The organism is Micromonospora sp. NPDC047557, from assembly GCF_043205095.1.
Taxonomy (GTDB): Bacteria; Actinomycetota; Actinomycetes; order Mycobacteriales; family Micromonosporaceae; genus Micromonospora.
Window position 1 is genome coordinate 42,498 of the sequence record NZ_JBIDDK010000005.1, and the last position, 25,694, is coordinate 68,191.

28 protein-coding genes are annotated in these 25,694 nt (G+C 70.2%); 18 read left to right on the top strand and 10 right to left on the bottom strand.

What is annotated here, in order from left to right:
* Nucleotides 1-47 precede the first annotated feature (47 nt).
* The 5 genes from lsrF to ACGGAQ_RS15115 are packed head-to-tail and all read right to left on the bottom strand — an operon-like array spanning nucleotide 48 to nucleotide 5,561.
* Complete coding sequence (gene lsrF / locus ACGGAQ_RS15095; protein ID WP_393049014.1) at nucleotides 48-935, bottom strand: 3-hydroxy-5-phosphonooxypentane-2,4-dione thiolase; 888 nt, start codon at nucleotides 933-935, stop codon at nucleotides 48-50.
* Nucleotides 928-1,944: an ABC transporter permease gene (locus tag ACGGAQ_RS15100; protein WP_393049016.1), complete on the bottom strand. Its 1,017-nt coding sequence runs from the start codon at nucleotides 1,942-1,944 to the stop codon at nucleotides 928-930. Before ACGGAQ_RS15100 ends, lsrF begins: the two co-directional genes overlap by 8 nt.
* Entirely contained in the window at nucleotides 1,941-2,900 is a 960-nt protein-coding gene (locus tag ACGGAQ_RS15105; RefSeq protein WP_393049019.1) for an ABC transporter permease, read from the bottom strand. The genes ACGGAQ_RS15100 and ACGGAQ_RS15105 overlap by 4 nt, the downstream gene beginning before the upstream one ends.
* The gene (locus ACGGAQ_RS15110; protein WP_393049022.1) at nucleotides 2,897-4,432 is read right to left on the bottom strand and encodes a sugar ABC transporter ATP-binding protein; all 1,536 of its coding nucleotides are present in this window, start codon (nucleotides 4,430-4,432) and stop codon (nucleotides 2,897-2,899) included. Before ACGGAQ_RS15110 ends, ACGGAQ_RS15105 begins: the two co-directional genes overlap by 4 nt.
* Nucleotides 4,433-4,457: 25 nt before the next feature.
* A complete protein-coding gene (locus ACGGAQ_RS15115) occupies nucleotides 4,458-5,561 on the bottom strand; it encodes an ABC transporter substrate-binding protein (protein WP_393049024.1) in 1,104 nt (367 codons plus the stop codon).
* Nucleotides 5,562-5,860: 299 nt separating this feature from the next.
* Between ACGGAQ_RS15115 and ACGGAQ_RS15120 the strand changes: the two genes are divergently transcribed.
* From ACGGAQ_RS15120 to ACGGAQ_RS15130, 3 genes are all read left to right on the top strand, one after another.
* Nucleotides 5,861-6,604, top strand: coding sequence for a GntR family transcriptional regulator (locus ACGGAQ_RS15120; RefSeq protein WP_393049027.1), 744 nt, complete (start codon nucleotides 5,861-5,863; stop codon nucleotides 6,602-6,604).
* A 204-nt stretch (nucleotides 6,605-6,808) separates the two neighbouring features.
* A complete protein-coding gene (locus tag ACGGAQ_RS15125) occupies nucleotides 6,809-8,434 on the top strand; it encodes a beta-1,3-glucanase family protein (protein WP_387261331.1) in 1,626 nt (541 codons plus the stop codon).
* A gap of 96 nt (nucleotides 8,435-8,530) precedes the next feature.
* Nucleotides 8,531-9,301 (top strand): ABC transporter permease, encoded by a 771-nt coding sequence (locus tag ACGGAQ_RS15130; protein ID WP_393049030.1) that lies wholly within the window; start codon nucleotides 8,531-8,533, stop codon nucleotides 9,299-9,301.
* A gap of 20 nt (nucleotides 9,302-9,321) precedes the next feature.
* Here ACGGAQ_RS15130 and ACGGAQ_RS15135 read toward each other — a convergent pair whose 3' ends face one another.
* Complete coding sequence (locus tag ACGGAQ_RS15135) at nucleotides 9,322-10,203, bottom strand: M56 family metallopeptidase (protein ID WP_393049033.1); 882 nt, start codon at nucleotides 10,201-10,203, stop codon at nucleotides 9,322-9,324.
* Nucleotides 10,200-10,580 (bottom strand): BlaI/MecI/CopY family transcriptional regulator, encoded by a 381-nt coding sequence (locus tag ACGGAQ_RS15140; protein ID WP_393049036.1) that lies wholly within the window; start codon nucleotides 10,578-10,580, stop codon nucleotides 10,200-10,202. Before ACGGAQ_RS15140 ends, ACGGAQ_RS15135 begins: the two co-directional genes overlap by 4 nt.
* Nucleotides 10,581-10,803: 223 nt before the next feature.
* On the opposite strand from ACGGAQ_RS15140, the gene ACGGAQ_RS15145 reads away from it, so the two are divergent.
* Together ACGGAQ_RS15145 and ACGGAQ_RS15150 are read left to right on the top strand one after the other, a co-directional pair.
* Nucleotides 10,804-11,202, top strand: coding sequence for a hypothetical protein (locus ACGGAQ_RS15145; protein ID WP_393049039.1), 399 nt, complete (start codon nucleotides 10,804-10,806; stop codon nucleotides 11,200-11,202).
* Nucleotides 11,199-11,444: a hypothetical protein gene (locus ACGGAQ_RS15150; protein WP_393049041.1), complete on the top strand. Its 246-nt coding sequence runs from the start codon at nucleotides 11,199-11,201 to the stop codon at nucleotides 11,442-11,444. The genes ACGGAQ_RS15145 and ACGGAQ_RS15150 overlap by 4 nt, the downstream gene beginning before the upstream one ends.
* Nucleotides 11,445-11,653: 209 nt before the next feature.
* On the opposite strand, the gene efeU is transcribed toward ACGGAQ_RS15150, so the two are convergent.
* Nucleotides 11,654-12,526, bottom strand: a complete 873-nt coding sequence (gene efeU, locus ACGGAQ_RS15155) for an iron uptake transporter permease EfeU (protein ID WP_393049043.1) — start codon at nucleotides 12,524-12,526, stop codon at nucleotides 11,654-11,656.
* Nucleotides 12,527-12,679: 153 nt separating this feature from the next.
* Between efeU and ACGGAQ_RS15160 the strand changes: the two genes are divergently transcribed.
* The 11 genes from ACGGAQ_RS15160 to ACGGAQ_RS15210 all read left to right on the top strand — a co-directional run bounded on the left by ACGGAQ_RS15160 (nucleotide 12,680) and on the right by ACGGAQ_RS15210 (nucleotide 21,589).
* Entirely contained in the window at nucleotides 12,680-13,486 is an 807-nt protein-coding gene (locus ACGGAQ_RS15160) for a hypothetical protein (RefSeq protein WP_393049046.1), read from the top strand.
* A 116-nt stretch (nucleotides 13,487-13,602) separates the two neighbouring features.
* Nucleotides 13,603-14,280 (top strand): response regulator transcription factor, encoded by a 678-nt coding sequence (locus tag ACGGAQ_RS15165; protein ID WP_393049048.1) that lies wholly within the window; start codon nucleotides 13,603-13,605, stop codon nucleotides 14,278-14,280.
* 88 nt (nucleotides 14,281-14,368) lie between these two features.
* On the top strand, nucleotides 14,369-14,923 hold the full coding sequence (locus ACGGAQ_RS15170; RefSeq protein WP_393049051.1) for an RNA polymerase sigma factor: 555 nt from the start codon (nucleotides 14,369-14,371) through the stop codon (nucleotides 14,921-14,923).
* Nucleotides 14,920-15,657, top strand: a complete 738-nt coding sequence (locus tag ACGGAQ_RS15175; protein ID WP_393049054.1) for a hypothetical protein — start codon at nucleotides 14,920-14,922, stop codon at nucleotides 15,655-15,657. Before ACGGAQ_RS15170 ends, ACGGAQ_RS15175 begins: the two co-directional genes overlap by 4 nt.
* Nucleotides 15,654-16,400 carry an ABC transporter ATP-binding protein gene (locus ACGGAQ_RS15180; protein ID WP_393049057.1) on the top strand — a complete coding sequence of 249 codons (747 nt, stop codon included), beginning with the start codon at nucleotides 15,654-15,656 and terminating at the stop codon, nucleotides 16,398-16,400. Before ACGGAQ_RS15175 ends, ACGGAQ_RS15180 begins: the two co-directional genes overlap by 4 nt.
* Nucleotides 16,397-17,851 carry a hypothetical protein gene (locus ACGGAQ_RS15185; RefSeq protein ID WP_393049060.1) on the top strand — a complete coding sequence of 485 codons (1,455 nt, stop codon included), beginning with the start codon at nucleotides 16,397-16,399 and terminating at the stop codon, nucleotides 17,849-17,851. Before ACGGAQ_RS15180 ends, ACGGAQ_RS15185 begins: the two co-directional genes overlap by 4 nt.
* Complete coding sequence (locus ACGGAQ_RS15190; protein ID WP_393049063.1) at nucleotides 17,848-18,525, top strand: hypothetical protein; 678 nt, start codon at nucleotides 17,848-17,850, stop codon at nucleotides 18,523-18,525. The genes ACGGAQ_RS15185 and ACGGAQ_RS15190 overlap by 4 nt, the downstream gene beginning before the upstream one ends.
* An 81-nt stretch (nucleotides 18,526-18,606) precedes the next feature.
* Nucleotides 18,607-20,022: a sensor histidine kinase gene (locus tag ACGGAQ_RS15195; RefSeq protein ID WP_393049066.1), complete on the top strand. Its 1,416-nt coding sequence runs from the start codon at nucleotides 18,607-18,609 to the stop codon at nucleotides 20,020-20,022.
* Nucleotides 20,023-20,141: 119 nt separating this feature from the next.
* On the top strand, nucleotides 20,142-20,696 hold the full coding sequence (locus tag ACGGAQ_RS15200) for a phosphatase PAP2 family protein (protein WP_393049069.1): 555 nt from the start codon (nucleotides 20,142-20,144) through the stop codon (nucleotides 20,694-20,696).
* A 59-nt stretch (nucleotides 20,697-20,755) separates the two neighbouring features.
* Nucleotides 20,756-21,415, top strand: a complete 660-nt coding sequence (locus tag ACGGAQ_RS15205; protein ID WP_393049072.1) for a DedA family protein — start codon at nucleotides 20,756-20,758, stop codon at nucleotides 21,413-21,415.
* Between the two features lie 36 nt (nucleotides 21,416-21,451).
* A complete protein-coding gene (locus ACGGAQ_RS15210; protein ID WP_393049075.1) occupies nucleotides 21,452-21,589 on the top strand; it encodes a hypothetical protein in 138 nt (45 codons plus the stop codon).
* Nucleotides 21,590-21,664: 75 nt separating this feature from the next.
* Here the strand turns inward: ACGGAQ_RS15210 and ACGGAQ_RS15215 are convergent, their stop codons facing one another.
* Together ACGGAQ_RS15215 and ACGGAQ_RS15220 are read right to left on the bottom strand one after the other, a co-directional pair.
* Nucleotides 21,665-22,246, bottom strand: a complete 582-nt coding sequence (locus ACGGAQ_RS15215) for a dihydrofolate reductase family protein (protein ID WP_393049077.1) — start codon at nucleotides 22,244-22,246, stop codon at nucleotides 21,665-21,667.
* Nucleotides 22,247-22,312: 66 nt separating this feature from the next.
* On the bottom strand, nucleotides 22,313-23,152 hold the full coding sequence (locus ACGGAQ_RS15220; protein ID WP_393049080.1) for a helix-turn-helix domain-containing protein: 840 nt from the start codon (nucleotides 23,150-23,152) through the stop codon (nucleotides 22,313-22,315).
* A gap of 220 nt (nucleotides 23,153-23,372) precedes the next feature.
* Between ACGGAQ_RS15220 and ACGGAQ_RS15225 the strand changes: the two genes are divergently transcribed.
* Both ACGGAQ_RS15225 and ACGGAQ_RS15230 read left to right on the top strand, forming a co-directional pair.
* Nucleotides 23,373-24,002, top strand: a complete 630-nt coding sequence (locus ACGGAQ_RS15225) for a fasciclin domain-containing protein (RefSeq protein ID WP_393049083.1) — start codon at nucleotides 23,373-23,375, stop codon at nucleotides 24,000-24,002.
* Between the two features lie 59 nt (nucleotides 24,003-24,061).
* Nucleotides 24,062-25,585, top strand: a complete 1,524-nt coding sequence (locus ACGGAQ_RS15230) for a molybdopterin-dependent oxidoreductase (protein WP_393049086.1) — start codon at nucleotides 24,062-24,064, stop codon at nucleotides 25,583-25,585.
* Nucleotides 25,586-25,694 lie beyond the last annotated feature (109 nt).

Below are 25,694 nucleotides of genomic sequence, written 5' to 3' on the forward strand. Positions count from 1 at the left end.
GTGCGGGTCCGCGGCTGCGTGCCGGGACCCGCACCCCTGGGGGTGGGTCAGGATGCTGCGGAACCGGCCGACCGCTCGCGGAAGAGCTCGTGGGCCTCCTCGGGCTTCGCGTCGTCGTGCACCACGGCGCGGACGGCGGCGAGCATCGCCGCCGGGTGCTCGCTCTGGAAGATGTTGCGGCCCATGTCGACGCCCGCGGCGCCTTCCTGCATCGACCGGTACGCCATGGTCAGCGCGTCGAGCTCGGGAAGCTTCTTACCGCCGGCGACGATGATCGGCACCGGGCAGCTGGCGGTGACGGTCTCGAAGCCCTCGTTGACGTAGTACGTCTTGACGATGTGCGCACCCATCTCGGCGCTGATCCGGGTGGCGAGCCGGAAGTAGCGGGCGTCGCGGACCATGTCCTTGCCGACCGCGGTGACCCCAAGGACGGCGATGCCGTGCCGCTGCCCGGCGTCGACCAACTTGGCCAGGTTCGCCACCGACCGCGACTCGTGCTCGCCGCCGATGAACACCTGGATCGCCAGGGCCGCCGCGTTGAGCCGGACCGCGTCCTCGATGTCGAGCGCGAGGTGCTCGTCGGAGAGGTCCCGCAGCACGCTCGGGCCGCCGCTGGCGCGCAGCACCACGCCGGCGGTGCTGTGCGACGGGATGCTGGTGCGCAGCGCGCCCCGGGTCATCATGATCGCGTCGGCGTGCGGCACGAGCGGGGCGATGTTGGTGTCGATCCGCTCCAGGCCGGCCATCGGGCCGAGGAAGTAGCCGTGGTCGAAGGCCAGCATCACGGTACGGCCGTTGTCGGGGCGGAAGATCCGGGCGAGCCGGTTCTGCAGTCCCCAGTCCTGTGCGTGAGCGCCCTTGACATGGAAGCCGGTGGCCGGGCGCTCGCTCCCGCCGAAGTCCCGGGCGTCGAGCAGACCGTCGGTGTCAGCCATGGGTGTTGTCTCCTGTAGTCGTTGCTGCGGTGGCGACGGTCGCGGGGCGCGCCCGTCGCCGGGGTCGGGAGGTGGTGGCGTCGCGGCGCGTACCGCCACCGGCCAGGAAGAGGACGAAGAGCACGAGGCCGCCCTTGAGCAGGTTCTGCGCGGCGGTGCTCCAGCCGACCAGGTTCACCAGGCCGTCGAGCAGGATGAAGAAGAGCGCGCTGCCCCAGATGCCCACCGGTACGGCGCGACCGCCCGAGATGAGCGTCCCGCCGATCACGACCACGGCGACCGAGTCGAGCAGGTACCGGGTGCCCAGGTCGGGCGAGGGTGCGATGTATGCCGCCAGCAGAGCGCCGGCCAGTCCGGCGAGGGCGCCGCTGGCCAGGTACGTGGCGCCGATGATCCGGGCGACCGGGATGCCGGCCCGTTCCGCGGCCGGCCGGCTCTGGCCGACGGCGAGCAGTGACCGCCCGTACGTCGTACGGCTGAGCAGGGCGACGATCAGCGCGGTGAGCACGGCCACGGCGACCGCGAGCACCGGTACGCCCGCGGGGCGCAGGTCGAGCAGCCGGCGCAGCCCGTCGTCGGGCATGGCGGTGAAGCCGTCGGCCAGCGACAGGGTCAGCGACGAGGCGATCAGCCCGGCCGCCAGGGTGGCGATGATCGGGGGAATGGACAGGCCGAGGATGGCCAGCACGCTGATCGCGGCGACGGCCAGGCCGGTCCCGACTCCCGCCAGGATGCCGACCGCCACCGATCCGGTCGACGCGGTCACCGCGACCGCGACGAACCCGGCGAGCGAGATGATCGGCGCCACCGAGACGTCGATGTTGCCCGGGCCGGCGGTGATCACGAGCATCTGGCCCAGGCCCACGATGACCAGGTACGGCGCCAGGGACAGCGCCAGGGAGACGGTTTGCCCGCCACCGTGGCTGGACAGCGCCAGGATGGTGGCCCAGACGAGCGCGGCGGCGACGAAGCCCCAGATCCAGGGGCGGGCGAGCGTACGGAGGGTCATCGGAGCACCTTTCCGACCACGACGCGGCCGGCGAGCACGGCCAGCACGATCGCGCCCTGGACGGCCGACTGCATGTTGGACGGCACGTCGAGGAGGCTGAGGACGACGCTGACCAGGCCGAGCGTCACGCCGCCGATGGCCACGCCCCACGGCACGGCGGTGCCGCCCCGGAAGGAGCCACCGCCGAGGATCACCGCGGCGACCGTGATCAGGGTGTAGCTGGAGGCGGACGAGACGTCGCCACCGCCGGTCTGCGAGGCCAGCAGGAGACCGGCGAGCACGCCGAGCGCGCCGGCCATGCCGTACGCGACGACCCGCGCGGCCAACGGGCTCAGGCCGGCCCGGCGCAGCGCGACAGGGTTGCTGCCGAAGGCGCGGACCCGGACCCCGACGGAGCCGCGGGAGGCGAACAGCCAGACCAGCGCGGACACCACGAGGATCGGCAGCAGCGGCGCCGGGAATCCGGCCGGCGCCCACGATCCGAACGTGGCCAGCCACTCCGGCGTGCTGCCACCGGGGGTGGGCAGGACGAACAGGCCCAGCCCCAGCCAGACGAACGAGGTGCCGAGGGTGGCGATCAGCGAGGGCACCTGACGCAGGTGGATCAGCGCGCCCAGCAGGGCGTACGCCGCGACGAGGCCGACCAGGAGCAGGACGCCGGTGCCCGGCGCGGACACCAGTTTGGTGGCGGTGAGGACGGTGACGAGGCCGACGAAGTTGCCGATGCCGAGGTCGATGTCGCCGACCGACATGAGGATCATCTGGGCCTGGGCCGCGATGACCAGCGGAACGGTGGCCGAGAGGATCAGGGTGAGGCCGGTGACGGTCAGCACGTCCGACTGCAGCGACGCGCAGACGGCGACCATCGCGAACATGGCGATCGTGCTGACCATGGCCGGCGCGAGGCGGCGCAGTCGGGCTCGTGGCGGCACGGCCGCCACGACGAGGTTGGTCATCGCGGTGCTCCCGTCGACTCGGCGAAGGAGACGGCGATGATCCGTTCCTCCGAGATCTCGTCGCCGGTCAGTTCGGCGACTACCCGGCCGGCGCGCAGCACGTAGACCCGGTCGCAGTGCGCCATCTCGGCGTTCTCGCTCGAGTACCAGACGACGCTGCGGCCGTTGGCAGCCTCAGCGCGGATGAGCGCGTACAGGTCGGTCTTGGTGTGCACGTCCACCCCGCGGAACGGGTCGTCGAGCAGGACCAGGTCGGCCGTCGAGGCGAACGCCCGGGCCACGATGACCTTCTGCTGGTTGCCGCCGCTGAGCTCGGTCATGCCCGCGTCGGCGCCGCCGCGAATGGCCAGCCGGTCGACCCAGCTCCGCACCGCCGCGCCTTCCTCGGCCCGGCGGCGGAGGCCGTACCGGGCCAGTCCGCGCTGCGCGGTGACGATCAGGTTTTCCGCCACGGACCACAGCGGGAACACGCCGGAGCGCTGCCGGTCGCCCGGCACGTACGCGCGGGTGCCGTGCACCGTGGTGTCCTTGCGGACCGGGCGCCACAGCCGTTCGAGCACCTCCTGCTGGCCCTGGCCGGCCAGTCCGGCGAGGCCCACGACCTCGCCCGCGCCGATGCGGACCGAGACGTCGTGCAGGCCCTGGCCGCTGGCGCCGCGCAGTTCTGCCATGACCGGCCGGTCACCGGCCGGTACGGCTGCCGGCGCCGGGCCGGGGTTGGCCGGGGCGGCCACCTCGGCCCCCATCAGGACGAGGACGTCGGCCTCACTGAGCCCGGCCGCCGGCTTGTCCGCCACGACCGCCCCGTCGCGCATCACGGCGACCCGGTCGGCCACCGACAGCACCTCGCGGATGCGGTGCGAGATGAGCAGCACGGCCGAGCCCTGTGCGGTGAGGGTGCGGACGTGGTCATACAGGGAGCGGGCGGCGTCCGGGCCGAGGGACTCGGTCGGCTCGTCCAGGATCAGCAGGTCGAGGCGGTCGACCAGGCTCGCCCGGGCGATCTCCACCATCTGTCGGCGGGCCAGGGTGAGGTCCTCCACCCGGTCCCGTGGCGCCACCCCGTGACCCGGGAACATCTCGTCGAGCCGGCGCTGGACCGCCACGCTGGCCGCCCGCCGCCACCGCAGTCGCGGCAGGCAGGATCGGGAGGAGATCCAGATGTTCTCCGCGACGGTGAGGTCGGGGCAGAGCGACGTCTCCTGGTAGGCCATCCGTACGGCGCGGAACTCCGCAGCCCCCGGTCCGACGTCGCGCGGCACCTCCTGCCCGCGGACGGTGACCACGCCCTCGTCGCACGCCTCGAGCCCGGCGAGGACGCGCATCAGCGTGCTCTTGCCGGCGCCGTTGTGGCCGACGAGGCCGAGCACCTCCCCGGCGCGGACCTCGAGGTCCACGCCGGTGAGCGCCCGGGTACGTCCGTACGTCCTGGTCACCTGCCGTGCGGTGACGACCGGCTGGGCCGGGGCGGCCTCCCGGTCGCCCGCCGGCGGGGCCGCGAGCGACCCCACCGGCAGGTTGTCGACGTGCATGATCCGCTCCTTTGGGATGTCCCGGTCAGCCGGCGGCCGTCGGGATCGGCGGCTGGACCGGTGCGCCACCGGTCTTCACGGCCTCGACCTGCTTGCGGAAGAGGTCCTGGGTCCACGGCCAGGCGGCGTACTCGTCGGGCTTGAGCGCGCCGGCCCAGGCGGCCACGTCCTTCTGCTCCACCAGCACGATCGGGAAGGTCAGTTCCTTGGGGATGTCCTTGCCGTCGAGCAGGTCGATCGCCTCCCAGAGGGCGGCCACCGACTGACCCGGGTCGGACATGACCGCGACCGAGCCGTTGTCGAGCTTGCTGTCCTGCCAGTACTTCAGCGCGCGGCCGTTGGTCTCGAAGGTGAGCGCCGGGATCGGCTTGCCGGCCGTGGTGAAGGCCTGGGCGACGCCGTAGCCGTCGCCGCAGCCGATGACGCCGTCCACCTTCGGCACGCTGGACAGCACGCCGAGCACAGCCTTCTGCGCCTTGGCGCCGTCGCACATCCCGTTGACGGTCGCGGCGACCTTGACATCCGGGTTGGCGGTCAGGATCTCCTGCGTGGTCTTGTACATCTCCTCCTCGGGCTGGGAGCCGACCACGCCGCGGCTGACGATGACCGTGCCCTTGCCGCCGATGCCCTTGACCAACGGCTCGGCTGCGGCCGTCGCCCAGTCCTTGAAGCTGTTGAGCAGCACGTGGGCGCAGGGGGCGTCGATCGCCGAGTCGAAGACCACGACCTTGATGCCGGCGTCGCAGGCCTGCTGGATGACCGGCTTGAGCGCGGTCGGCGAGGCCGGGTCGATGAGCAGGGCGTCCGGCTTCTGCAGCAGCAGGCTCTTGATCTGGGCGACCTGCTCGGTGGCCGAGTTCTCGCCGGGGGCGTTGACGACCTTGAACTTGCCGATCAGCCCGTCGCTCTGCGCCTTGGTGGCGGCGGCCTCGAACTTGGCGATCATCGTCTGCCGCCAGCCGTTGCCGATGAAGCCGTTGCTGAGCGCGATGAACGGCTTGTCGCCGCCCGCGCTCCCGCCGCTGTCGTTCGAGCCGGAGCCGCAACCGGACGCCGTTACCGCGATTGCGGCCGCGAGCGCGGCTGAGGCTGCGGCGCGCCAGCGACGGGATGTGTGGTGGACGCGCATGGTGGGGGCCTCCAGGAAGAGCGGCCCCGCCGGAGCGGGACACGGTGTGCGCAGGTTGCCTGGCCACCACGGGGGTGGGGCGAGGTGCAGTTATTACAGACCTGTAGTGACAGGTGCGCTAGACCTGCGTTAAGAACGTGTTGCACGTCACAGTGTTTCTGGTAACAGGGGCGTAACGACCAGGGGATTCCCCGACGGCGGTTCCCGCCGTCCGCGATCCCGTCTCGGAATCTCAAGCAACCTGTAACGACAGCATCGGCGGCATGGCATGCTGTACGCGATCGATGAGAAGGGGATCCATGACGATGGCCTACCGGCGGTTGACCCGTGACGGGGTCGAACCGCTGTGGATGCAGCTGATGCGAGCGCTGCGCAGTCAGATCGAGTCAGGTGAGGTCGGCCCGGACCAGCCGCTGCCCTCCGAGGCGGAGTTGAGCGACATCTTCGGCGTCTCTCGGACCGTCGTGCGGGAAGCGCTGCGTGAACTCGTCCAGCAGCGGATGATCTACAAGGTCAAAGGTCGGGGCGCCTTCGTCGCTCCACGTAAGACGGAGCTGAACTTCGTCGGCTCGGTGTCCGGATCCGCCCACGATCTGCGGGAGGCCGGCCGCAGGGTGGCCACCCACACGATCAGCCAGAGCCTCGGCGAGGCGGACCAGCGCGAAGCCGAGCTGCTGCAGATCCCGCACGGCGAGCAGGTCGTACGGATGCGCAGACTCCGACGGGTCGATGGACAGCCGTGGCTGCTCGTCGATACCGCCCTGCCGGCGCGCCTGGTGCCCGGCCTGGAGCGCGCCGTGCTCGAGAACCAGTCGCTGTACGACGTCCTGCGACGCCGCTACGGGCTGGAGGCCGCCGCAGCCGACCGTTGGATCGAAGCGGTCTTCCCGGAGCCTGACGACGCCGCGCTGCTCGAAGTGGCCACCTCAACGCCCCTGCTCGGCATCGAATCGGTGGCCTGGTTGCCCGACGGCACCCGTTTCGAGGCCTACTACGCGTTGCACCGCAGCGACCAGACCCGGTTCTTCGTGGGCATCCGCTGAACTCTGGGGTTCAACCCAGACTGCCTGACCGCCGTTATCTGGACCTGATGACAACCTCCGAACCGTAGGCAACAAAGTTAACGATTGCCGTTGACTTTGCCATCGATGATTATCAGGCTGTGAGAGCGCTCTCTCGGACTCGTCCTGGCCGTCAGGATGGGCCAGGCCGATGTCAGGAGGTTCCGGTTGAACAAGAGCTTGTCGATGCTAGGCCGCCTCAGGGTGGCTCTCGGCGCCGCTGCGGCGGTCCTTGTCACCGCTGTTCCGATGGTCACCGTCATGCCGCAGCCGGCCGACGCGGTGGGGCCCGATGTCCTACCTGTCACCGTCACGAACAACTCCGGCCGCGGCGAGGCCGTGTTCCTCTACATCCTGGGGCAGGACATCCGCCCCGGCGGCCGGCTCGGCTACGTCAATGCCGCCGGACAGTTCTCGGCCTGGCCCGCTGGTGGCCTGCCACCGACCCCCGCGCCGGACGTCGCGATCTCGGGCCCCGGCAATGGAGGCAGCGTCACCGTACGCGTCCCGCGGTTCATCTCGGGCCGGATCTACTTCTCCTTCGGCCGGAAGTTGGACCTCCGTCTCAGCCCCGACGGGCTTGTCCAACCCGCTCCGTGGGCCGGCGGTGACCCGAACCGGGACATCCTGTTCGACTGGTCCGAGTTCACCTACAACGACTCGGGTCTGTGGCTGAACAGTTCCCAGGTGGACATGTTCGCCGTCCCGCACGGCGTGAGCGTCACCGGTGCCGACGGACAGACGATCCGGACCGGCGACCCGGTCGCCAACGGCCGGGAGAACGTGATCAACCAGATCCGGGCCAACGGCGACTTCGCCCGTTCCGTGTACACCCGCTCCGACGGCACCGTCCTGCGGGTCCTCGCGCCCGGCAAGGCGATGGACGCCGGCCTGATGAGCCCGAATTACCTGGACGGGTACATCACCTCGGCGTGGAACGCCTACACGGGCCGAACCCTCACCGTCGTGCCCCGGGTCAACGAGCCGAACCGGCGCTTCTTCGGTCGGACCAACGGCAACACCATGGTCTTCACCGACTCTGCCGGCGCTCAGGTCGCCACGGTGGCCAAGCCCAGCACGGCCAACGTCTGGGGCTGCGACGGGGTGTTCAACGCCCCGAACACGCCACCGTTCATCGAGCCGGAGATCAAGCGGACGCTGTGCACGGCGCTGAACCGAGGCACCCTGGGCACCTCGTCGCAGGAGCCGGTGCTGGATGCGAACCAGTTCTACCGCAACAGTTCGCCCAACCACTACTCGCGGATCGTCCACGCCAACATGGCCGACGGCAAGGCGTACGGCTTCGCCTACGACGACGTCGGTGGCTTCGAGTCGCTGGTGCACCACGGTGACCCCCGCTCGGCGGCGATCATCCTCTCGCCGTTCACCGGCGGCAACCCGCCGCCCACCACGCCGCCCCCGGCCACCGACTCCAGCCGGATCGTCAGCAACTGGCACAACAAGTGCATCGACGTACCGAACTGGAACTTCAACGATGGTCAACGCCTGATCGTGTGGAACTGCACCGACGGCACGAACCAGCGGTGGGAGTTTGTCGGCGGCACGTTGCGTACCCAGAACAACAAGTGCATGGACGTGGCCTGGGGTTCCACTGCCGACGGCGCTGCCATCCAGATCGCCACCTGTTCGGGCAACCCCGCGCAGCAGTTCGTGCTCAGCGGCGCCGGTGACCTGGTCAATCCGCAGGCCAACAAGTGCGTCGACATCAAGGACTGGGACCCGAACAACGACGCGGTCCTGCAGTTGTGGACCTGCAACGGCGGCGCCAACCAGAAGTGGCGACGGGGCTGACCAACCCCCGCCAGGGGCGGGTGCCCGGAGGAGCACGTACTCGGGCGCCCGTCTCCACGTGCGCCCCCTGGTCGGCCGTGGCGGAACACTGTCGGCATGTCCTCGACGATGCTCGTGGTTGGTCCGAAGCTCGGTGTCGCGCTGGTTGTCCTGACCCTTGTCGCGGCGGTCGTCGTGACCTTCGGAAAGCTGGGTCACGGTCGGCAGGTGATGGTCGCCGCCGTCCGTGCCGCGATCCAACTGGGTGCCGTGTCGCTGCTGATCGCGGGCATCGTGGTGTCGCTGTGGGCCACAGCTGCGTTCGTTGTCCTGATGTGCGCGGTGGCGGCGGGCACGTCCGGTCGGCGTGTCACGGGCGGCGGTCGGGGGTGGTGGGCCGGCGCGCCGATCGTGGTGGGCAGCATGCCTGTGGTGGCGGGGCTGCTGTTGGCGGGCCTGGTGCCGATGCGCGGCATCGCGATCATCCCGGTCGCGGGGATCCTGATCGGCGGGGCGATGACCGCGACGTCGCTGGCCGGGCGGCGCGCGCTCGACGAGCTGACCAGCAGGCGCGGTGAGGTGGAGGCCGGCCTGGCCCTGGGCTTGCTGCCCCGCGACGCGGTGCTGCTGGTGTGCCGTCCGGCGGCGGGACAGGCGTTGGTCCCGGCGCTTGACCAGACCCGGACGGTTGGCCTGGTGACCCTGCCCGGCGCCTTCGTCGGTGTGCTGCTCGGCGGAGCGAGCCCGCTCGCCGCCGGAGTGACACAGCTTGTCGTCCTCGTCGCGCTCCTCGCCGTGGAGGCCGTCGCCGTCGTCCTCACCGTCGAACTGGTGGCCCACAGCCGTCTCCAACCCGCCACGTCGGAACCCCGGCCGAACCGTCGCTGACGTGTCTGGGCCGGTTCGGCTCATAGCCAGGCGCGCGCCAGGTCGACGAAGTCGATGGTCGCCACGGCGGTGGTCCCGAGGATGCCCCCGGTGAGCAGAATCGGGGGGAGGAAGCGGCTGCGCTGGGGCGAAGGTGCCCCGTCCGCCAGTGCCCGCACCCGGTGTACTGCTTGGCCGCCGTGCATGCCCAGCATTGTCGTCGGCCCTGATCCGCTGGTGGCCAGGCTGGCGCGGGCGACTGCCTGCGCCACCAGAGCCCGATCACCGACGGTCGTTGCGGCGTCCTCGTCGGCCCACCGCTCGACGAGGAACTCGGCGGTCTCGCGGACTCCCGTGAGCAGCGGGTTGAGAGCCGCCGCGGCGGCGGTCCATGCGACGAGGCGATGGTGCCGGTACGCCAGATGAGCGTGTTCGTGGGCGAAGACCGCTCGGCGCTCATCGTCGTCGAGCAGCCGCAGCATCCCGGTAGTGACTAGCAGGTGCCCGGGCCGGCCGGGCACCGCGACGGCCAATGGCGCGTCCCAGTCGGCGACGACGAGGCCAGCATGCGGCTTGGCCACTTCCCGTAACTTCCGGTGCGTGTCGAGGCGGCGGCGTAGGTCGGCGCGCAGGCGGATGAGACTCCATACCAGGAAGAGGACGGCGGTCAGTGCGATCGCGCCCGGCACCGGCTCGGGCAGTTCAATGCGGGGATGGTCATCCAGTGTGGCCAGCGGCGGTAGATCATCGAGCAGGGTCAGGGCCAGCAGACACAGCGACCAGGTGGAGGCCGCGGCCGCGACGACTGCGGCGACGGCCAGGGCCCGGGCGGCCAGGTCCGGAGTGCCGCGAGTCGAGATCCGCCGAGCCGCGAGCGCGAGGAGCGGCGCCAGCAGCAACGGCAGATACACCGCGACTGTCATGTCCGTCGGGTGCGCTCGACGTCGGACAGCATCTGCCGCAGGGCCGAGGCGTCGGCGTCGTCAAGCGATGCGGCGAACTGCCGAAGGACCAACTGTCGGTCGGGTCGGTCGGCCAAGGCTTCCCTCATTCGTGTGGCAGCCGCGGTAGCGGCGTCCTGCGCCGGCCAGTACACGTGCCCACGTCCGGCCCTTTCCCGCAACACCAGACCCTTGTCGTGCAGGCGGGTCAGGATCGTCTGAACGGTGTTGTACGCCAAATCAGCGCCGATGGCGGTCTGCACTTCGGTGGCGGTCAACGGCTCGCTACGCGCCCAGAGGACGCCCATCACCTCGGACTCCAGCGCTCCACGCGCCCGGCGTCTGTCTCTCTCCGTCATCGGCCCCGACCTCCGCGGCCAGAGTAGCCGGCCGGGCAGGGAGGCCGGGGTGAGCCGCACGGCGCCTGGCAGGCGAACTCCGACAAGATGTAGGTATCAGGTCGGTGCCCTCGGCGGGAGAAGACGGACAGTGCACCATTCCCAGTTGATTCGGTCTTCGGGTGACCCTGAGGTTGAAGCCGTCCGAGCGCCGTCCCGTTGCCCTCGTCGCTGGCTCGCCTGGGTGGTGACGGCGGCAGCCGTATTCGTGGTCCTCGCGCTCGCCGTGATCTGGAGCTTCACGCCGGTGATCCGGTTCGATGGTTGGGTCAGCGCGGCCGCCTACCGCGCCGCCGTCGAGCATCCGGGCTGGCGGGCGGCCATGTACGCGGTGACGTGGACGGCGAACACCACCACCATCGCGCCGATCGCGGCAGTCGTGGCCCTGCTGCTGATCTGGCGTGGCAGGTGGCGGCAGGCCTGCTTCGTTGTCGTCGCGATGTCGGCTACCGCGGCTGTTCGACTACTGCTCCTCGGCACCATCGATCGGCCGCGGCCCGTCGACCAGCTCGCCCCCTCGGGCAGTTGGTCGTTTCCGTCCGGTCACACCACCGCTCGGCGAGCGCCGCACTCGTCGCGGTGATCGTCTGTTGGCCGCTGCTGTCTGCCCGGTGGAGTCGGTTCGCGCTTGTGGGTCTTGCCGGCCTCTGGGCGTTTGCGGTGGGTCTCAGCCGGGTGGCGCTGGTCGTGCACTGGCCCACCGACGTTGTGGGGGCCTGGCTGTTGGTCATCACGATCGTGCCGACGGTCGCGGTGCTGCTGCGGGCTGCCCTCGGGCCGGGCGGCGCACCTGACGTCCTCGTGGACGAGGTCACCGAGCGCTGATCACGGCGTCGAGGTCGGTATCGCGGGGTGCGGTGTCAGCAGGTCGGCGGCTTGCCGGCGCGGTTACGCCTGTTCCGCGGAACCCGCAGCGAGCAGCAGAGGATCCGCGCCGGCGGGCGTGGCGACAGGGGCGGTTACGGCGGCGACGCCCACCATGACGAGCGCTAGGTGGTGGGGCCGCTTTGAGCGGGTCTGCGTGGCACGCGAGGTCAGGCGGCGGTCCGGTCGGCTGGCGCGGGTGCGTTCAGTGATGCAGTGGCTGGGGGCGCGGACCGATTGGGTCGGAAGAAGAGCAGCAGCACGCCGACGGCGTAAGCGATCCACACGCTGATCTCCAGCACTGTGGCCCGCGGAGTGAGGTTGACCGTGGCGGTCAGCACCGTGGCGTACCAGGATGTTGGCTCGATGACGCTCGACAGGTCGTAGGCATCGCTCGCCCCGAAGGGCAGCGCCCCGGCGGTCTGGAAGCCATGGGCGGCGTACTTGGCGATGCCGGCCGCGACGAGGATGAGCAGCACCGCCGTCCAGGTGAACAAGCGGCCGAGATTCACCCGGGCGACCGCTGCGTACATCAGCCACCCCAGCAGCACGGCCGACCCGACTCCGGCGAGCATTCCGGCCAGTGGGGCGATCGTTTCGGCGGCGGCCTGGGCGGCGGAGAACACCAGCAGCACCATCTCGACGCCCTCTCGGATCACGGCGACGAAGGCGAGCGCGCCGATCGCGACCGGGCCCATGCCGAGTGCGTCGATGAGCTTACCGGTCAATTCCGCCTTCAGGGTGCGAGCGCTGCGCCGCATCCAGAAGATCATCCAGGTGACCATGGCGACAGCGAGGAGCGACGTGACGGCCTCGAACAGTTCGAGGCGTACGCCGCTGAGCAGAGAGGTGGCCACATACGTCAGTACCGCGCCGAGGGCGGCCGCGACGACGAGGGCCGCTCCGACGCCGGCCCAGAGCGGGGCGAGTCCGTCTCGGCGCTGCGAACGCGCCAGGACGGTCAGCAGGATGGTGACCACCAGCGCCGCCTCGAGGCCGTCGCGCAGCCCGATGAGGTAGCTGGCGAAGAAAACGGAACTCATCGGACCCCTCACTATGCCTAGCCTTGCCTAACCCTCGCCAACCTCCTACATGTTGTCGGTGAAGTCAACCTGGCTGCTGGGCATGGTCTCAGTGGGCGCCAGCGCGGCGACGCTTCAGCCTGGCCTCAGGAAGGCGGTGCGAGCCTCCTCGGCATGACAATCGACGACGAGGACACCCTCGTACCGCACCTTCGGCAAATGCTGAACAAGGTGCCTGAGGTCACCATCTACTTCTGGATCATCAAAGTCCTGTCGACCACCGTGGGAGAGACAGCGGCGGACTTCCTCAACGTCGACCTCCATCTGGGTCTGACCGGGACGACGGTGGCGATGGTCGTCCTGCTGGCCGCCGTGCTCACCGTGCAGTTCCGGACCAACAAGTACGTGCCATGGGTGTACTGGCTCGCGGTCGTCCTGATCAGCATCGTCGGCACGTTGATCACCGATAACCTCGTCGACAACGTCGGTGTGCCACTGGAGATCGCCACGGTCGTCTTCGCGGTACTCCTGGCGGGCACGTTCACCGCCTGGTACCGCAGCGAGCGCAGCCTGTCGATCCACACGATCGTCACGCCCCGCCGGGAGGCGTTCTACTGGGCGGCCATCCTATTCACCTTCGCTCTCGGCACCGCTGCCGGGGATCTCCTGGCGGAGGGCCTGGCGCTGGGCTACGGGGGCTCGATCCTGATCTTCGTCGGCCTGATCGCCGTGGTCGCGGCGGCGTTCTCCCGGTCCTGGCTGAGCCCGATCTTGGCCTTTTGGGTCGCCTATATCCTGACCCGGCCGCTCGGCGCGTCGCTGGGTGACTACCTGTCCCAGGCCCCCGACGACGGAGGTCTCGGGCTGGGCACGGTCTTCACCAGCGCCCTGTTCCTCGCGACGATCCTGGGACTGGTCGCGTACCTGAGCGTCACCAAGCGGGATGTGTCGGACCAAGATTCCGGGGCCGTGCTCCGGTGACAGCACCTCACCATCGGGGTAGCCGGCCTGCCCCCGCCCCTTCGCGCGCGATGATCGGAGGTGACGCGGACCCGGCCGGGCCCGCCGGGGACTACGGGCGGGAAGGAACGAGCGGCGTGCGCGTGCTGGTCGTCGAGGACGAGACCGCCCTGGCGGAGGTGATCCGCGCCGGCCTGACCGACGAGGGATTCGCCGTCGATGTGCAGCACAACGGGACTGACGGGCTGTGGGCGGCCACCGAGAACCCGTACGACGCCGTGGTGCTCGACATCATGCTGCCCGGCCTCAACGGCTACGAGGTGTGCCGCCAGTTGCGCTCGCGGGACGTGTGGACGCCGGTGCTGATGTTGACCGCCAAGGGCGGCGAGTACGACCAGGCCGACGCGTTCGACCTCGGCGCCGACGACTATCTGATCAAGCCGTTCTCCTTCGTGGTGTTGGTGGCCCGCCTGCGGGCACTGATCCGCCGCGGCGCCCCGGCCCGACCGGTGATCCTGACCGCCGGTGACCTGGCAGTGGACCCGGCCCGGCGGCAGGTCACCCGCGCTGGGCAACCGATCCGGGTGACCGCCCGGGAGTTCGCGCTGCTGGAGTTCCTCATGCGTCATCGTGGCGACGTGGTGTCCAAGCGGCAGATCATCGACAACGTCTGGGACGCCCACTTCGACGGCGACCCCAACATCGTCGAGGTGTATGTCGGCTACCTGCGCCGCAAGATCGACCATCCGTTTGGCCGGCGGGCCATCCAGACGGAACGGGGCATGGGCTACCGGCTGGCCGCCGACGGCGGATGACAGTGCCCCGAGGGGTGTCAGGCCCCAGTTCACACAATGCGGGTGTGGTCGGTGAACCGATCCGCCCTCAACCGCAACAGTAGTGGCGATGGACAACGAGGATCTGATCGCTGCCATGGCTGGTGGTGACGAGAGCGCCCTGCGGGAACTGTTCTCGCGGCACGCCCCGTGGCTGGCCGGTCGGCTGCGCGCGGCGCTGCCGCCCTCCGACGTGGAGGACGTCCTCCAGGAGACCTTCCTGGCTGCCTGGCGGGGCGCTGCCACGTACCGAGGTGGGGGCGCCGGCGGTTGGCTGTGGGGGATAGCCCGCCGCCAGGCCGCGCTGTGGCTGCGCCGGCGCGGGCAACCCGCACTCCTGCTCTCCGCCCTGGCCGAAACCGATGACCGGCGCGTCGCAGACCCGGCTGACGCGGCGCTGTCCAGGGCTGAGCTTGCTGACGCCGTGAAAGTGCTCGGGCCGGAGGGCAGCCTGCAACGCGAAACCTGGCGGCTGATGTACGTCGAGGACAAGTCCGTGGCTGAGGTGGCCGAATTGATGGGTGTTCCCGCGGGAACGGTGAAGAGCCGCGCGTACCAGATTCGCCGGCTGATGCGCGCTGCCCTGCGGCGCCACGAGCCGGCGCGCGACGGAGGTGGGCAGTGACCAACGGTGAGGTGACGCACCGGGTCGAGGGGCCCGACGGGCGGGGCCCTGCACCAGAAGGTGTTGATCTTGGTCGGGTCTGGGTTGGGGTGGCCGCCCAGGTGTGGCGTCGCCGTCCCGGAGCGGTGGAGCGGCTGGCGGGGCATCTGCTCCGCTCGCCGGGCCTGGCCCGGGCGCTGGTCACGACGCCGTCGCTGTTGCTTGGTTGGGTTATCGCCACCGCGGTGGTGCTACTCGCCGGGCTGCTCGCCACGCTGAGCACCGGAACGCCGTACGTGGCGCTTCTTGCCCCCGCGGTCGCCGCGGCGGGCATCGCATTCGCCTACGGCCCGGGCATCGATCCCGCCTGGGAGCTGTCGTGCAGCGTGGCGGTCAGCGACCGCATGGTGCTGCTGGTCCGAGCGCTGGCGGTGTTTGCTGTGAATGCGGCGTTCGGGCTGGCAGCTTCGGTCGCGTCGGGAACCGCCACGGCCGTCACGATCGGTTGGCTGGTGCCGATGACCGCGGTGTGCGCGCTGGCCCTGGCCGCCGCGACCGTCGCCCGGTCGGCGAACGTGGGCGTGGCCGCAGGCCTCCTCGGCTGGACGATCACCGTCCTGTCCGGGCAGGTGGCCGCCGGTCGGCTCACCGCAGCGGTCACCGACACCGCGCTCTGGCCTGCCTACCTGGCGTTCGCCGCCTGCTGTGCGTCGATCGTCCTCTACTCGACCCGGACACCGAGAGGAACGTCATGAACGTCGAGATCAGCGATCTCACCCGGCGCTTCGGCCGCACCGAGGCCGTGGCCGGGGTGACGATGGAGACCGGGCCAGGGGTGTTCGGTCTGTTGGGCCCGAACGGGGCGGGCAAGACGTCGCTGTTGCGGATGTTGGCCACGGTGATCCCACCGACCTCGGGTCGGATCCGACTGCTGGGCCGCGACCCCGGCCAGTACGGGCAGCGCCGGCAGATCCGGCGCCGGCTCGGCTATGTGCCGCAGAACCTTGGCTACTATCCGCGGTTCACCGTCGTTGAGTTCGTGGAGTACTTCGCGCTGCTCAAGGAGATGCCGCCCGCGCGGGTGCACCACGCGGTTGCCGCCGCGGTCGAGCGCGTGGGTCTGGGCGACAAGGCGACGGCGAAGCTACGCACTCTCTCCGGTGGGATGCTGCGCCGGGTGGGGATCGCGCAGGCCATCGTCAACGAACCCGAACTGCTCCTGCTGGATGAGCCGACCGCCGGGCTGGATCCCGAGCAACGGGTGGCGTTCCGCGCTCTGCTGCGCGACCTTGGGCAGCGCGCCACCGTCATGGTCAGCACTCACCTCGTCGAGGACGTCGGTGCCGCCTGCACCCAGGTCGCCCTCATGGACCAGGGGAAAATCGTCTTTCAGGGGACGCCGGAGGAGTTGACGTCGCGCGCCGAGGGAACCGCCGCGGCCGGCGATGCTCCACTGGAGCGCGGATACAGCGCGGTGCTGGCGCAGGCGCGGTCATGACCGCCGACCCAGTGGTTTCCGCGCTGGAGGAGCCGGCGCGCCGTACCCGCGGGGCGATCACGGCGGCGGGAGGGCTGCTGCGGCTGGAGATCCGCCGCAGCGTGATGGTGTGGATGCTGCCGCTGGTTGCCGCGCTGTTCTGGCTCATCACCTACCGGCCGAACATGGCGTACCCACCGCTGTGGAACGTCCGTGCGATGGCCATGCAGACGACGGCTCTGGCGGTCTTCGCGCCGACGGTGGTCGGCGCCGCCGCGTGGTTGGGCTGGCGGGAGCGCCGTCACGGCATGGCCGACCTGGTGATCGGGACGGCCCGGCCGCGATGGACTCGCCAGTTCGCCACCTGGGCCGCGACCACCTGCTGGGCGATCGTCGCCTACCTGGGATGCGTGAGCGTCCTGTACGGGGTGACCGCGTGGCAGGGCGCCTGGGGCGGGCCGTTGTGGTGGCCGGCCGTGGTGGGCGTCGCGAGCATGCCGGCGTTCGCTGCGCTCGGATTCGTAGCCGGGGTGCTTCGTCCCAGCCGGTTCACCGCCCCGTTGATCGCGATCGGCGTGTTCCTCGCGCTGCAGATCAGCCTGCAGTTCATCCACGGTGCCAACTCGTACTGGCAGATCTCGCCGTTGGTGGCCGGACCCTGGGAGATCGGGCCTGACCCGGGTGTGGCGACCTTCTACCGCTACCTACCCGACCTTCCGATCGCGCAGGTCCTGTTCCTCGCCGGCCTGACCGGGGCGCTGCTGGGCGCCCTCGGCCTACCCGCCGACGCCGGCGGACGGCGGCTACGTCGGTGCGCGGCGGCCATCACCGCAGCCGGGCTGGTGACGGCCGCAGCCGCGGTTGCGCTGGCCGGGACCGGCCGACTCGACGCCCACGGCATGATCGCCATCCCCATACTGCACAACGGGGGCAACGACCGTCCGGTGCGCTACACGCCGGTATGCAGCCACACCCCGATCCCGGTCTGCCTGCACCCCGCCTACACCGGCTACCTGCCCGCCGTGACCAAAGCCCTCGAACCGGTGCTCACCGAGGTGGCGGGCCTGCCCGGCGCGCCGGTGCGGATCAGCCAGACCGCCGCGAGATATGAACAGGGGCCCGACAATGGCGTCAGCATCAGTCGGGCAGGCCCTCCTATGAGCGGCACCCCACCGGTGTTCCATCTGCTTCTGCCTCAGCAGGCGGGCGCCGACGAATTTGCTGTCGAGCTACGAGTGAACGCCCGCCACAGCATCGTGAACAGCGTCGTCGGCGGCGGCCGCAACCCGAGTCCCGCGCAGCAGGCGGTCACGGAGGCCATCCTCGGCACCTCCACCCTCGCGCCCGGTAGTCCCACCGCCGCCGCGGCACAGCGGCTCGCCGCGCTGCCGGCTGCCGCTCGGCACGCCTGGCTCATGGAGCACGTCGCGGCGCTGCGAGCGGGCCAGCTCACCCTGGAGCAGCTGCCATGACCGGGGCCGAAACCCGTCATCGCCCGCATCCGCTAGCACCGGGCGGGGCGATGCGCGCCGCGCTGCGGCTGGCGCGCCTGCACCTGGCGAGCCGCCGCGTCCCCGCGGCCCTGGCGGCGGTGGCGGCCTGCGCCATCGGCCTGCGGGTCGCCCTGCGGTGGCAGTGGGACGCGTACGGGGCGCTGCAGTTGCCGCTGATCTTCGAGACCGGGTGCGCTGTGGCCATCGTCGTCACCGCCACCAGTCTGCTCGGCGAGCCGGAACGCGTCACCGGACGCTGGTTACCGTTCCTGCGGCTGGCCACCACGCTGGCGCTGACCGTCGCCGCCGTTGGTGCCCTGGCCGCCGCTGGAGCCGGTGCGCATCTGGCCGGCGGCACGATAGAGGTGCTTCGCAACCTGGTCGGGCTGGTCGGCATCGGCTTGCTGTGCGCTGCCCTTCTCGGCGGCGCGCAGGCATGGGCCGGCCCTACCACCTATCTCATGATCGCCCTCTACGGGCTGTACACGCAGTGGCACGGGCCGGCCCTGACCACGCCGTGGCTGTGGCCCGCCCGACCGCCGCACGACCTCGGCGGCGCACTCTGCGCCGGCGTGGTGTTCGTCGCCGGAGTGCTGCTCGTCGCGGTGCGTGGAGCCCGTGACACCGGTCCGGAGACCGCACGCAGCGGATGATCGAGACAGGCGGCGGGGCAGTCGCACCACCCTGGCGGTCTCTCAGCGCCTTCTCAGCCCCGAGGACCCTAGGCTGCGGACATGGCCACGATGCTCACCTCGTTGCGGGCCCCGGCCCGGTGGGCACGCCGCCGCCTGGGCGTGCGGCTGAGTTCGGCGCTGGCCGCCACCATGGTGGTGGCGGTGGTCTTCGGGATTGGCGCGGCCGTCTTCGTCTACCTGGCCCGGGCCAACCTGGTCCGCAACGTGGATGCGGCCGCCCGGCAACGCGCCGCCGAGGTGGCCACGGCGGTAGCAGACGGTGACTCCGATGCCATCGCCCAGACGCTGAAGCCCCGTCCGGGGGAGCAGAGCCTGGTGCAGGTATTGGCGCCGTCGGGTGTGGTGCAGGCGGCGTCGCCGACGCTCGACGGTGTCGTGCCACTGTCCCGGCTGCGTCCGGCTGCCGGTCAGACGCTGCGGGAACAGCGGACGCTGCCCTTCGCGGACGATGACGCCTATCGGGTGGTCGCGATTGGTGTCGGCACCAGCTCGGGCACCCGGACGGTGCTGGTGGCCCAGTCGTTGCGACCGGTCCACGAGAGCACCGAGGTGATCGCCGCGATCCTGGTCATCGGGTTGCCGGCGATGCTGCTGCTGATCGGCGCGGCCGTGTTCCTGTTCGTTGGCCGGTCGCTGCGTCCGGTGGAGGCGATCCGCCGTCGGGTAGCGGGCATCACCGCCCGAGACCTGCACGCCCGGGTGCCGGTGCCCCAAGCGCACGACGAGGTGGCGGCACTCGCGCAGACGATGAACAGCATGCTCGACCGACTGCAGACGGCGGCGACCAGCCAGCGGCGGTTCGTCGCCGACGCCAGCCACGAACTGCGCAGCCCCCTGGCAACCCTGCAGGCCGGCCTCGACCGCCTTACGATGACGCCCCTGCCTGGCGCGAACGACGACCTGGTCCGACTGATGCGGCGAGAGTCGCAGCGACTGGGCAGGCTGGTCGCCGACCTGCTGCTCCTCGCCCGCATCGACGAAAACGGGCTCACCCTGCGCCGTGAGGACGTCGACCTCGACGACCTGGCCTACACCGAGCGGGACCACCTCGCCGCCCGCCGACCGGACCTGACCGTCCGAACCCAGCTCACCCCGGTGCGGGTGACCGGCGACGCCCACGACCTCGGGCGGGCGCTACGCAACCTCGCTGACAACGCCGCTCACCACGCACGCCACGAGGTGCTCATACGGGTCGGGGCCGAGGACGGGTGGGGATGCCTGGAGGTCACCGACGACGGGCCGGGCGTGCCGGCCGCCCAGCGGGAACGAATCTTCGAACGGTTCGTCCGGCTCGACGAGAGCAGGGCCCGCGCCGACGGCGGAAGTGGTCTAGGCCTGCCGATCACCCGGGAGATCGTTGCGGCGCACGGCGGGACCGTGCGGGTGCTGCCTGGCCCCGGAATGACGATCCAGATCCGACTGCCGCTGACCGGAGACAGCGAACCGAGCGACTGAACCTCAGGGCGTGTGCGACTGCCGGTGTCCTCGCCTTTCAGGGTCCTCTCAGTCGCGAACAGATTGGCTGGGCTCAGCCGGTCGAAGGGAGCCGGGTCGGCGACGGGATCGGACGCCCGATGAACTATCACCTGTTTCACCTCATCAACGCAGCTGCCGGACATCACGATTCGCTCGACGACGTGCTGGAGTGGTGCGCTGTCTGGCTGATCTACCCCCTCGGCGCCGTGGCGACGGTCGCGCTGCTGCTCGGCCTGAGATCGCATGGTTGGCCGCTCCTCGTCCGCGTCGGGGCGTCGCTGGCCTTGGCGTTCGCCGCCGGTCAGGTGGTCGCACGTGCCAGCAATGAGGCCCGCCCGTTTCAGACGCATCCCGTGCATCAACTGATCCCACACGACCCAGGAGGGTCGCTGCCCAGCGACCACGCCACGGCGGCTTTCGCGGTGGCCTTCGCCGTCGGGGTGTTCCTGTCCTGGCGCTGGGGACTACTGCTCTCGGTGCTGGCCGCTGTCATCGGCTTCGCCCGAGTCTGGGCGGGCGTGCACTATCCAGCCGACATCCTCGCCGGCGCGGTCATCGGTGGGGGAGCTGTCCTGATCATCGCGCTTGCCGCACGCGTCCTCGCTTGGCGTGCCCACCAACACCGTCCACGGGCCGCGGCCAGCAATTACTGAGCACTCCTGCCCACCCGCACCGCCCGACTACTCACCACACCCTTTCCGGAGGTTCTTTCGTGTCAACGTCCCTCGCTTCGGCGGCCGCGGGGCCCAGCTTCCTCGACCCGGAGTGGTTGATCTCCACCTTCGGGCTGATCGGCATCCTCGCGATCGTGTTCGCCGAGTCAGGGCTGCTGATCGGGTTCTTCCTGCCGGGTGACTCGCTGCTGTTCACCGCCGGGCTTCTCGTCGCCGACGGCCACTACCTGCAACAACCGCTCTGGCTGCTCTGCCTGTTGGTGGCCGTGGCCGCGATCGCCGGGGATCAGGTGGGGTACCTGTTCGGCAGGCGAGTCGGCCCGAGCCTGTTCCGGCGACCCAACTCCCGCCTGTTCAAGCAGGAGAACGTGCACCGGGCCAACGACTTCTTCGACCGCCATGGAGCCCGGGCCGTGGTGCTGGCCCGGTTCGTGCCGATTGTGCGGACTTTCACCCCAATCATCGCCGGGGTCAGCCACATGCACTACCGGACGTTCCTCGCCTACAACATCATCGGCGGGGCTCTCTGGGGCGTCGGCGTAACCGTCCTGGGCTACTTCCTCGGCCAGATCGCGTTCGTCAAAGCCAACATCGAGATCATCCTGATCGGCATCGTCGTGGTCTCCGTCCTACCGATCGGAATCCAGCTCCTCCGATCCCGCTGGAGCTCCGCCCGAACCTCCGCCCGCTCGTCGTAGGAGTTGCTACAGGCTGATCGACGTGCAGGACCAAGCGTGGTCGACGATGTCCTCGGCTGTCCGGGAGCGGCCGGCGGCGGCGACGCCGACGTTCGTCCAACGCTCGCGTACGGCGTTCATGACCCGCTCGGCGGTGTCGAGGGCTTCGACGGGATCGCCGACCGCGGCGAGTAGTTCACCGACGTCGTCTGCTTGGGGATCCAGCGGCGGGAACTCCAGCAGACTTCTTCGCGTACCCGCTCAGATAGGTCAGCGGCGTACCCGATAGCGCAGGTGAAGCACCCGGTTGCCGTGGATCACCACGTCAGGATCCTCCAACAGGTGCTGCGCGTGGACCGACCCGAAGTAGCGCTTGCCGGACCCGAACACGACAGGTACGACGTCCATGCGCACCTCGTCGATCAGGCCCGCGGCAAGCACCTGGCCACCGACGTCGCCAGCAGTGACCTCGACCACTCGGTCACCCGCAAGCTCCTGCGCCTTGGCCATGGCTGCCTCGACGCCGTCGACGAAGTGGAACGGCGCCTCGGGATCCCAGCCCTCGGGCGCCGGTCGGTGCGTCACGACGACCACGTGGTCGATCCCGCCCGGAGGCTTTCCGTCCCAGCCGTCCGTCATGTCGAAGACGTGACGGCCGACGACTGTCACCCCGATCTGGTCCCAGTACGGCCTGGTGTAGTCGTAGGACGTCTGCGACACCTTCAGCCCGCCGCCCTCGTCCAACGGGACGTCACCGCTGGTCAACCAGTCGAACAGCGGCCCGGGCTGGTCATTCTCGTCCGCGATGAAGCCATCCACCGACACCGAGCTGTACATGACCACTGTGCCCACGGGGCTCTCCTCTGCTTCGGGGTGCCCTCAAGTTAGCGCGTCGTGAGCCGTCGCTCTTGTAGGAAATCAATCGGCCGGCAGTGGCCAGCCGTCCATCGCGTGGCCGGGATGTTCGCGCAGGAACCGCCGCCGGACTTCGAGGTACCGGGTCGGCGTGAGCCCGGTGAACTCCCGGAACTCATGGCCGAAGTGGGCCTGGTCGAAGTAGCCTGCGCCACCGGCCAGCTCGCCCCAGTCGATCGGTTCGGCGGGGTTGATCGCGAACACGGCGGCGGTGAAGCGGTGGGTGCGGGCCAGCCGCTTCGGCGTGATGCCGATGAGCTCCTTGAACCGCTGCGCCAGATGAGTGCTGCTGACACCGGCTGCCACGCTCAGGTCGCCGATCGCCACCGCCCCGCTGGTCGCCGCGATGACGCTGCTCGTGTGGCGGACCAGCCCCAGGCCGGCGGTCTCGCACAGCCGTCGCATCAGCTCCTCCTCGAGCAGCGTCAGCATCTCGTGGGGTCCGTCCGCCGTGGCCAGCCGGTCTCGCAGCTCGGCGACGACGGGCCGGCCCCAGACCTGCTCCAGCGTCACCGGCCGGTCACACAGCTCGGCTGCGGGCATCGGCAGGAACGGCGCCAGCCCCCACGGCTTGACGTGCACGCCGACGGACCGGGTCCGGAGTGGATAGCCGAATTCGAACGCGCGGGTGGGCGTGGTGACCACGCAGCCGTCGGCGTACTCGGCCGTCTCGATGTCGGTGCCGGCGCGGATGCGGAACGGCGCCCCGAGGTTGACGATGAGCAACGCCGCCGGCATCGGCGGCAGCGTCAGCCGGGCGTACGGCGGCGTGCCGTCCAGGTAGTAAAGGTCGTCGATCAGCCCGTCCAGCGGCGGTCGCGGCACTCTGGACACGTACTCCACGCTCACAGCATCGCCGACGGCCCGGCGGCATCGCGCGCCGGGATGGTCCAGCCGCGCTGCCGCCACCATCGAGCCAGCACCGTCGCGCGCCCTGCAGTGTCGCCGACGCGTCGGCCGTCGAGCGCGTCAAATTTCCTCCACCTTGCGCCCATCCGTGTCTAGGTCGGCCTCGAATGCCTCATGACAGCAGCAATCACGTACAAGCATCTGAGGAGTTCGTATGAAGCGGCGCCTGTTTGCCACGGTTGGCGTAATCGCGGTGCTGGCCCTGTCCGCCTGCGCCGGTACCGACAGCGAGGACAGCGCCAGCGGCGCGCCGAGCATGTCGGCCAGCGCGCCGATGGCTTCGGCCTCGCCTTCGATGATGATGTCGGGTCAGTTCGGCTCGGGGTGCTCGGCCGTGCCGGCCGATCCGTCCAACCCGGGTAGTTTCGAGGCGATGGCGAAGGTGCCGGTGGCCACCGCCGCATCCGGCAATCCGCTGCTCTCGACGCTGGTGACGGCGGTCAAGAAGGCCAACCTGGTGGACTCGCTCAACGGCGCGCAGGGCGTCACGGTGTTTGCGCCGACCAATGACGCGTTCGCCAAGATCCCGAAGGCGGATCTGGACAAGGTCCTGGCCGACGACGCCATGCTGAAGAAGGTCCTGACCTACCACGTGGTGCCGACCCAGTTGTCGCCGGACACTCTGGCTGGCACCCACAAGACGTTGCAGGGCGGCGAGCTCGTGGTGACCGGCAGCGGCTCGTCGTTCACCGTCAATGGCACCTCGATGGTGGTCTGCGGGAATGTCTCGACGGCCAACGCCACCGTGTACATCGTTGACACCGTTCTGATGCCCAAGAGCTGATGGCGTCGACCGACACTGGGCCCCGGCCGGCGAACCGCCGGCCGGGGCCGTCCCTCAGCATGACCGCCGTTCGCGGCCTCGTCGTCGGCGTGTTGACCGCCGGGGTTGCCCTCGGTGTGGCGCATCTCGTCGCGGCGCTGGTCGATCCAGCCGCCGATCCGGTGCTGGCAGTCGGCGGCGTCGCTATCGACCTGGCACCGCAACCGGTCAAGGCGTTCGCCATCCGCACCTTCGGCGCCAACGACAAGATCGCTCTCCTCGTCGGCGTCTACGCCCTGTTGGCCCTGACCGCGGTTCTGCTCGGCGCGGCGGCGTTACGACGACGCCGCTACGGTCTGGCTGGCCTCGCCGTGTTCGCTGCTGTCGGTGTCGCCGCCGTCCTGTCCCGCCCGGGGGCGACGTCGTCGGACGTCCTGCCGGTTCTGGCGGGCGTCGGCATCGGGATGGCGGCGATGCTGGTGTTGGTGCGCGCCGCTCGGACGGTCACGATCACCGCGTCGAGCCGGCCGCGGCTGCTCAACCGCCGTCAATTTCTGGCCACCGCGACGGGGGCGGCGCTGACCGCCGGCGTCGCGGCCGCCATCGGCCAGGCTGTCGGTCGCGGCAGCGCGGTGGGCGCCCGCTCCCGCGCCGGCGTTCGGATTCCGCCGCCGGTGCAACCGGCGTCGCCGCTACCCGGCGGTGTCTCCGTTGGCGTGGACGGGGCCTCGGCGTTCGTCACCCGCAACCGGGACTTTTACCGGGTCGACACCGCCCTCACCGTCCCGCAGGTTGACCTTGAAACCTGGCGGCTGACTCTCGACGGAGCGGTCGATCGCCCTCGGACCTGGAAGTTCGAGGATCTTCTCGCCCGTGGCCTCGTGGAGCGTGACATCACGCTCAACTGTGTCTCGAACGAGGTCGGTGGTCCCTACATCGGCACAGCCCGCTGGACCGGCGTTCCCCTCGCACCGCTGCTACGCGAAGCGGGCATACGCCCCGGGCAGAACCAGCTCGTCAGCCGCTCGGTGGAGGGCATGACCATCGGCACCCCGATCGAGGCGATCCTCGACGGGCGCGACGCGCTCCTGGCCGTGGCCATGAACGGCGAACCCCTGCCCCTGGAACACGGCTTCCCCGTCCGCATGCTCGTGCCCGGCCTCTACGGTTACGTCGGTGCCTGCAAATGGCTCACCTCGATGAAGGTGAGCACCTTCGACGCGTTCGACCCCTACTGGGTCCAACGCGGGTGGGCTGCCGACGCACCCGTCAAGACCGCATCTCGCATCGACACTCCGAAACCCTTCGCCCAACGTCGCGTCGGACCCGTCATGATCGCCGGTGTCGCCTGGGCGCAACGGCGCGGGATCACCGCCGTCGAGGTGCAGATCGACGACGGTCTGTGGCGGCAGGCCCGCCTCGCCGACGGCCCATCGCCGGACCTGTGGCGGCAGTGGACCTACCGCTGGGACGCCACCCCTGGCAGCCACACGCTGCGCGTACGGGCCACCGATGCCACCGGTGCAACCCAGACCGACCAGCGGGCCGAGCCCTTCCCCGACGGCGCGACCGGCTGGCACAGCACCACCGTCACCATCACCTGACCTCCCGGGCCGGAAAGAACCCGGTCCGGCACCAATCCGGCGACCACCACGCCACGAATCACTCCTGACCGCACGTGAGTATCAACGCCGTACCCAGGCGGAGACGGAG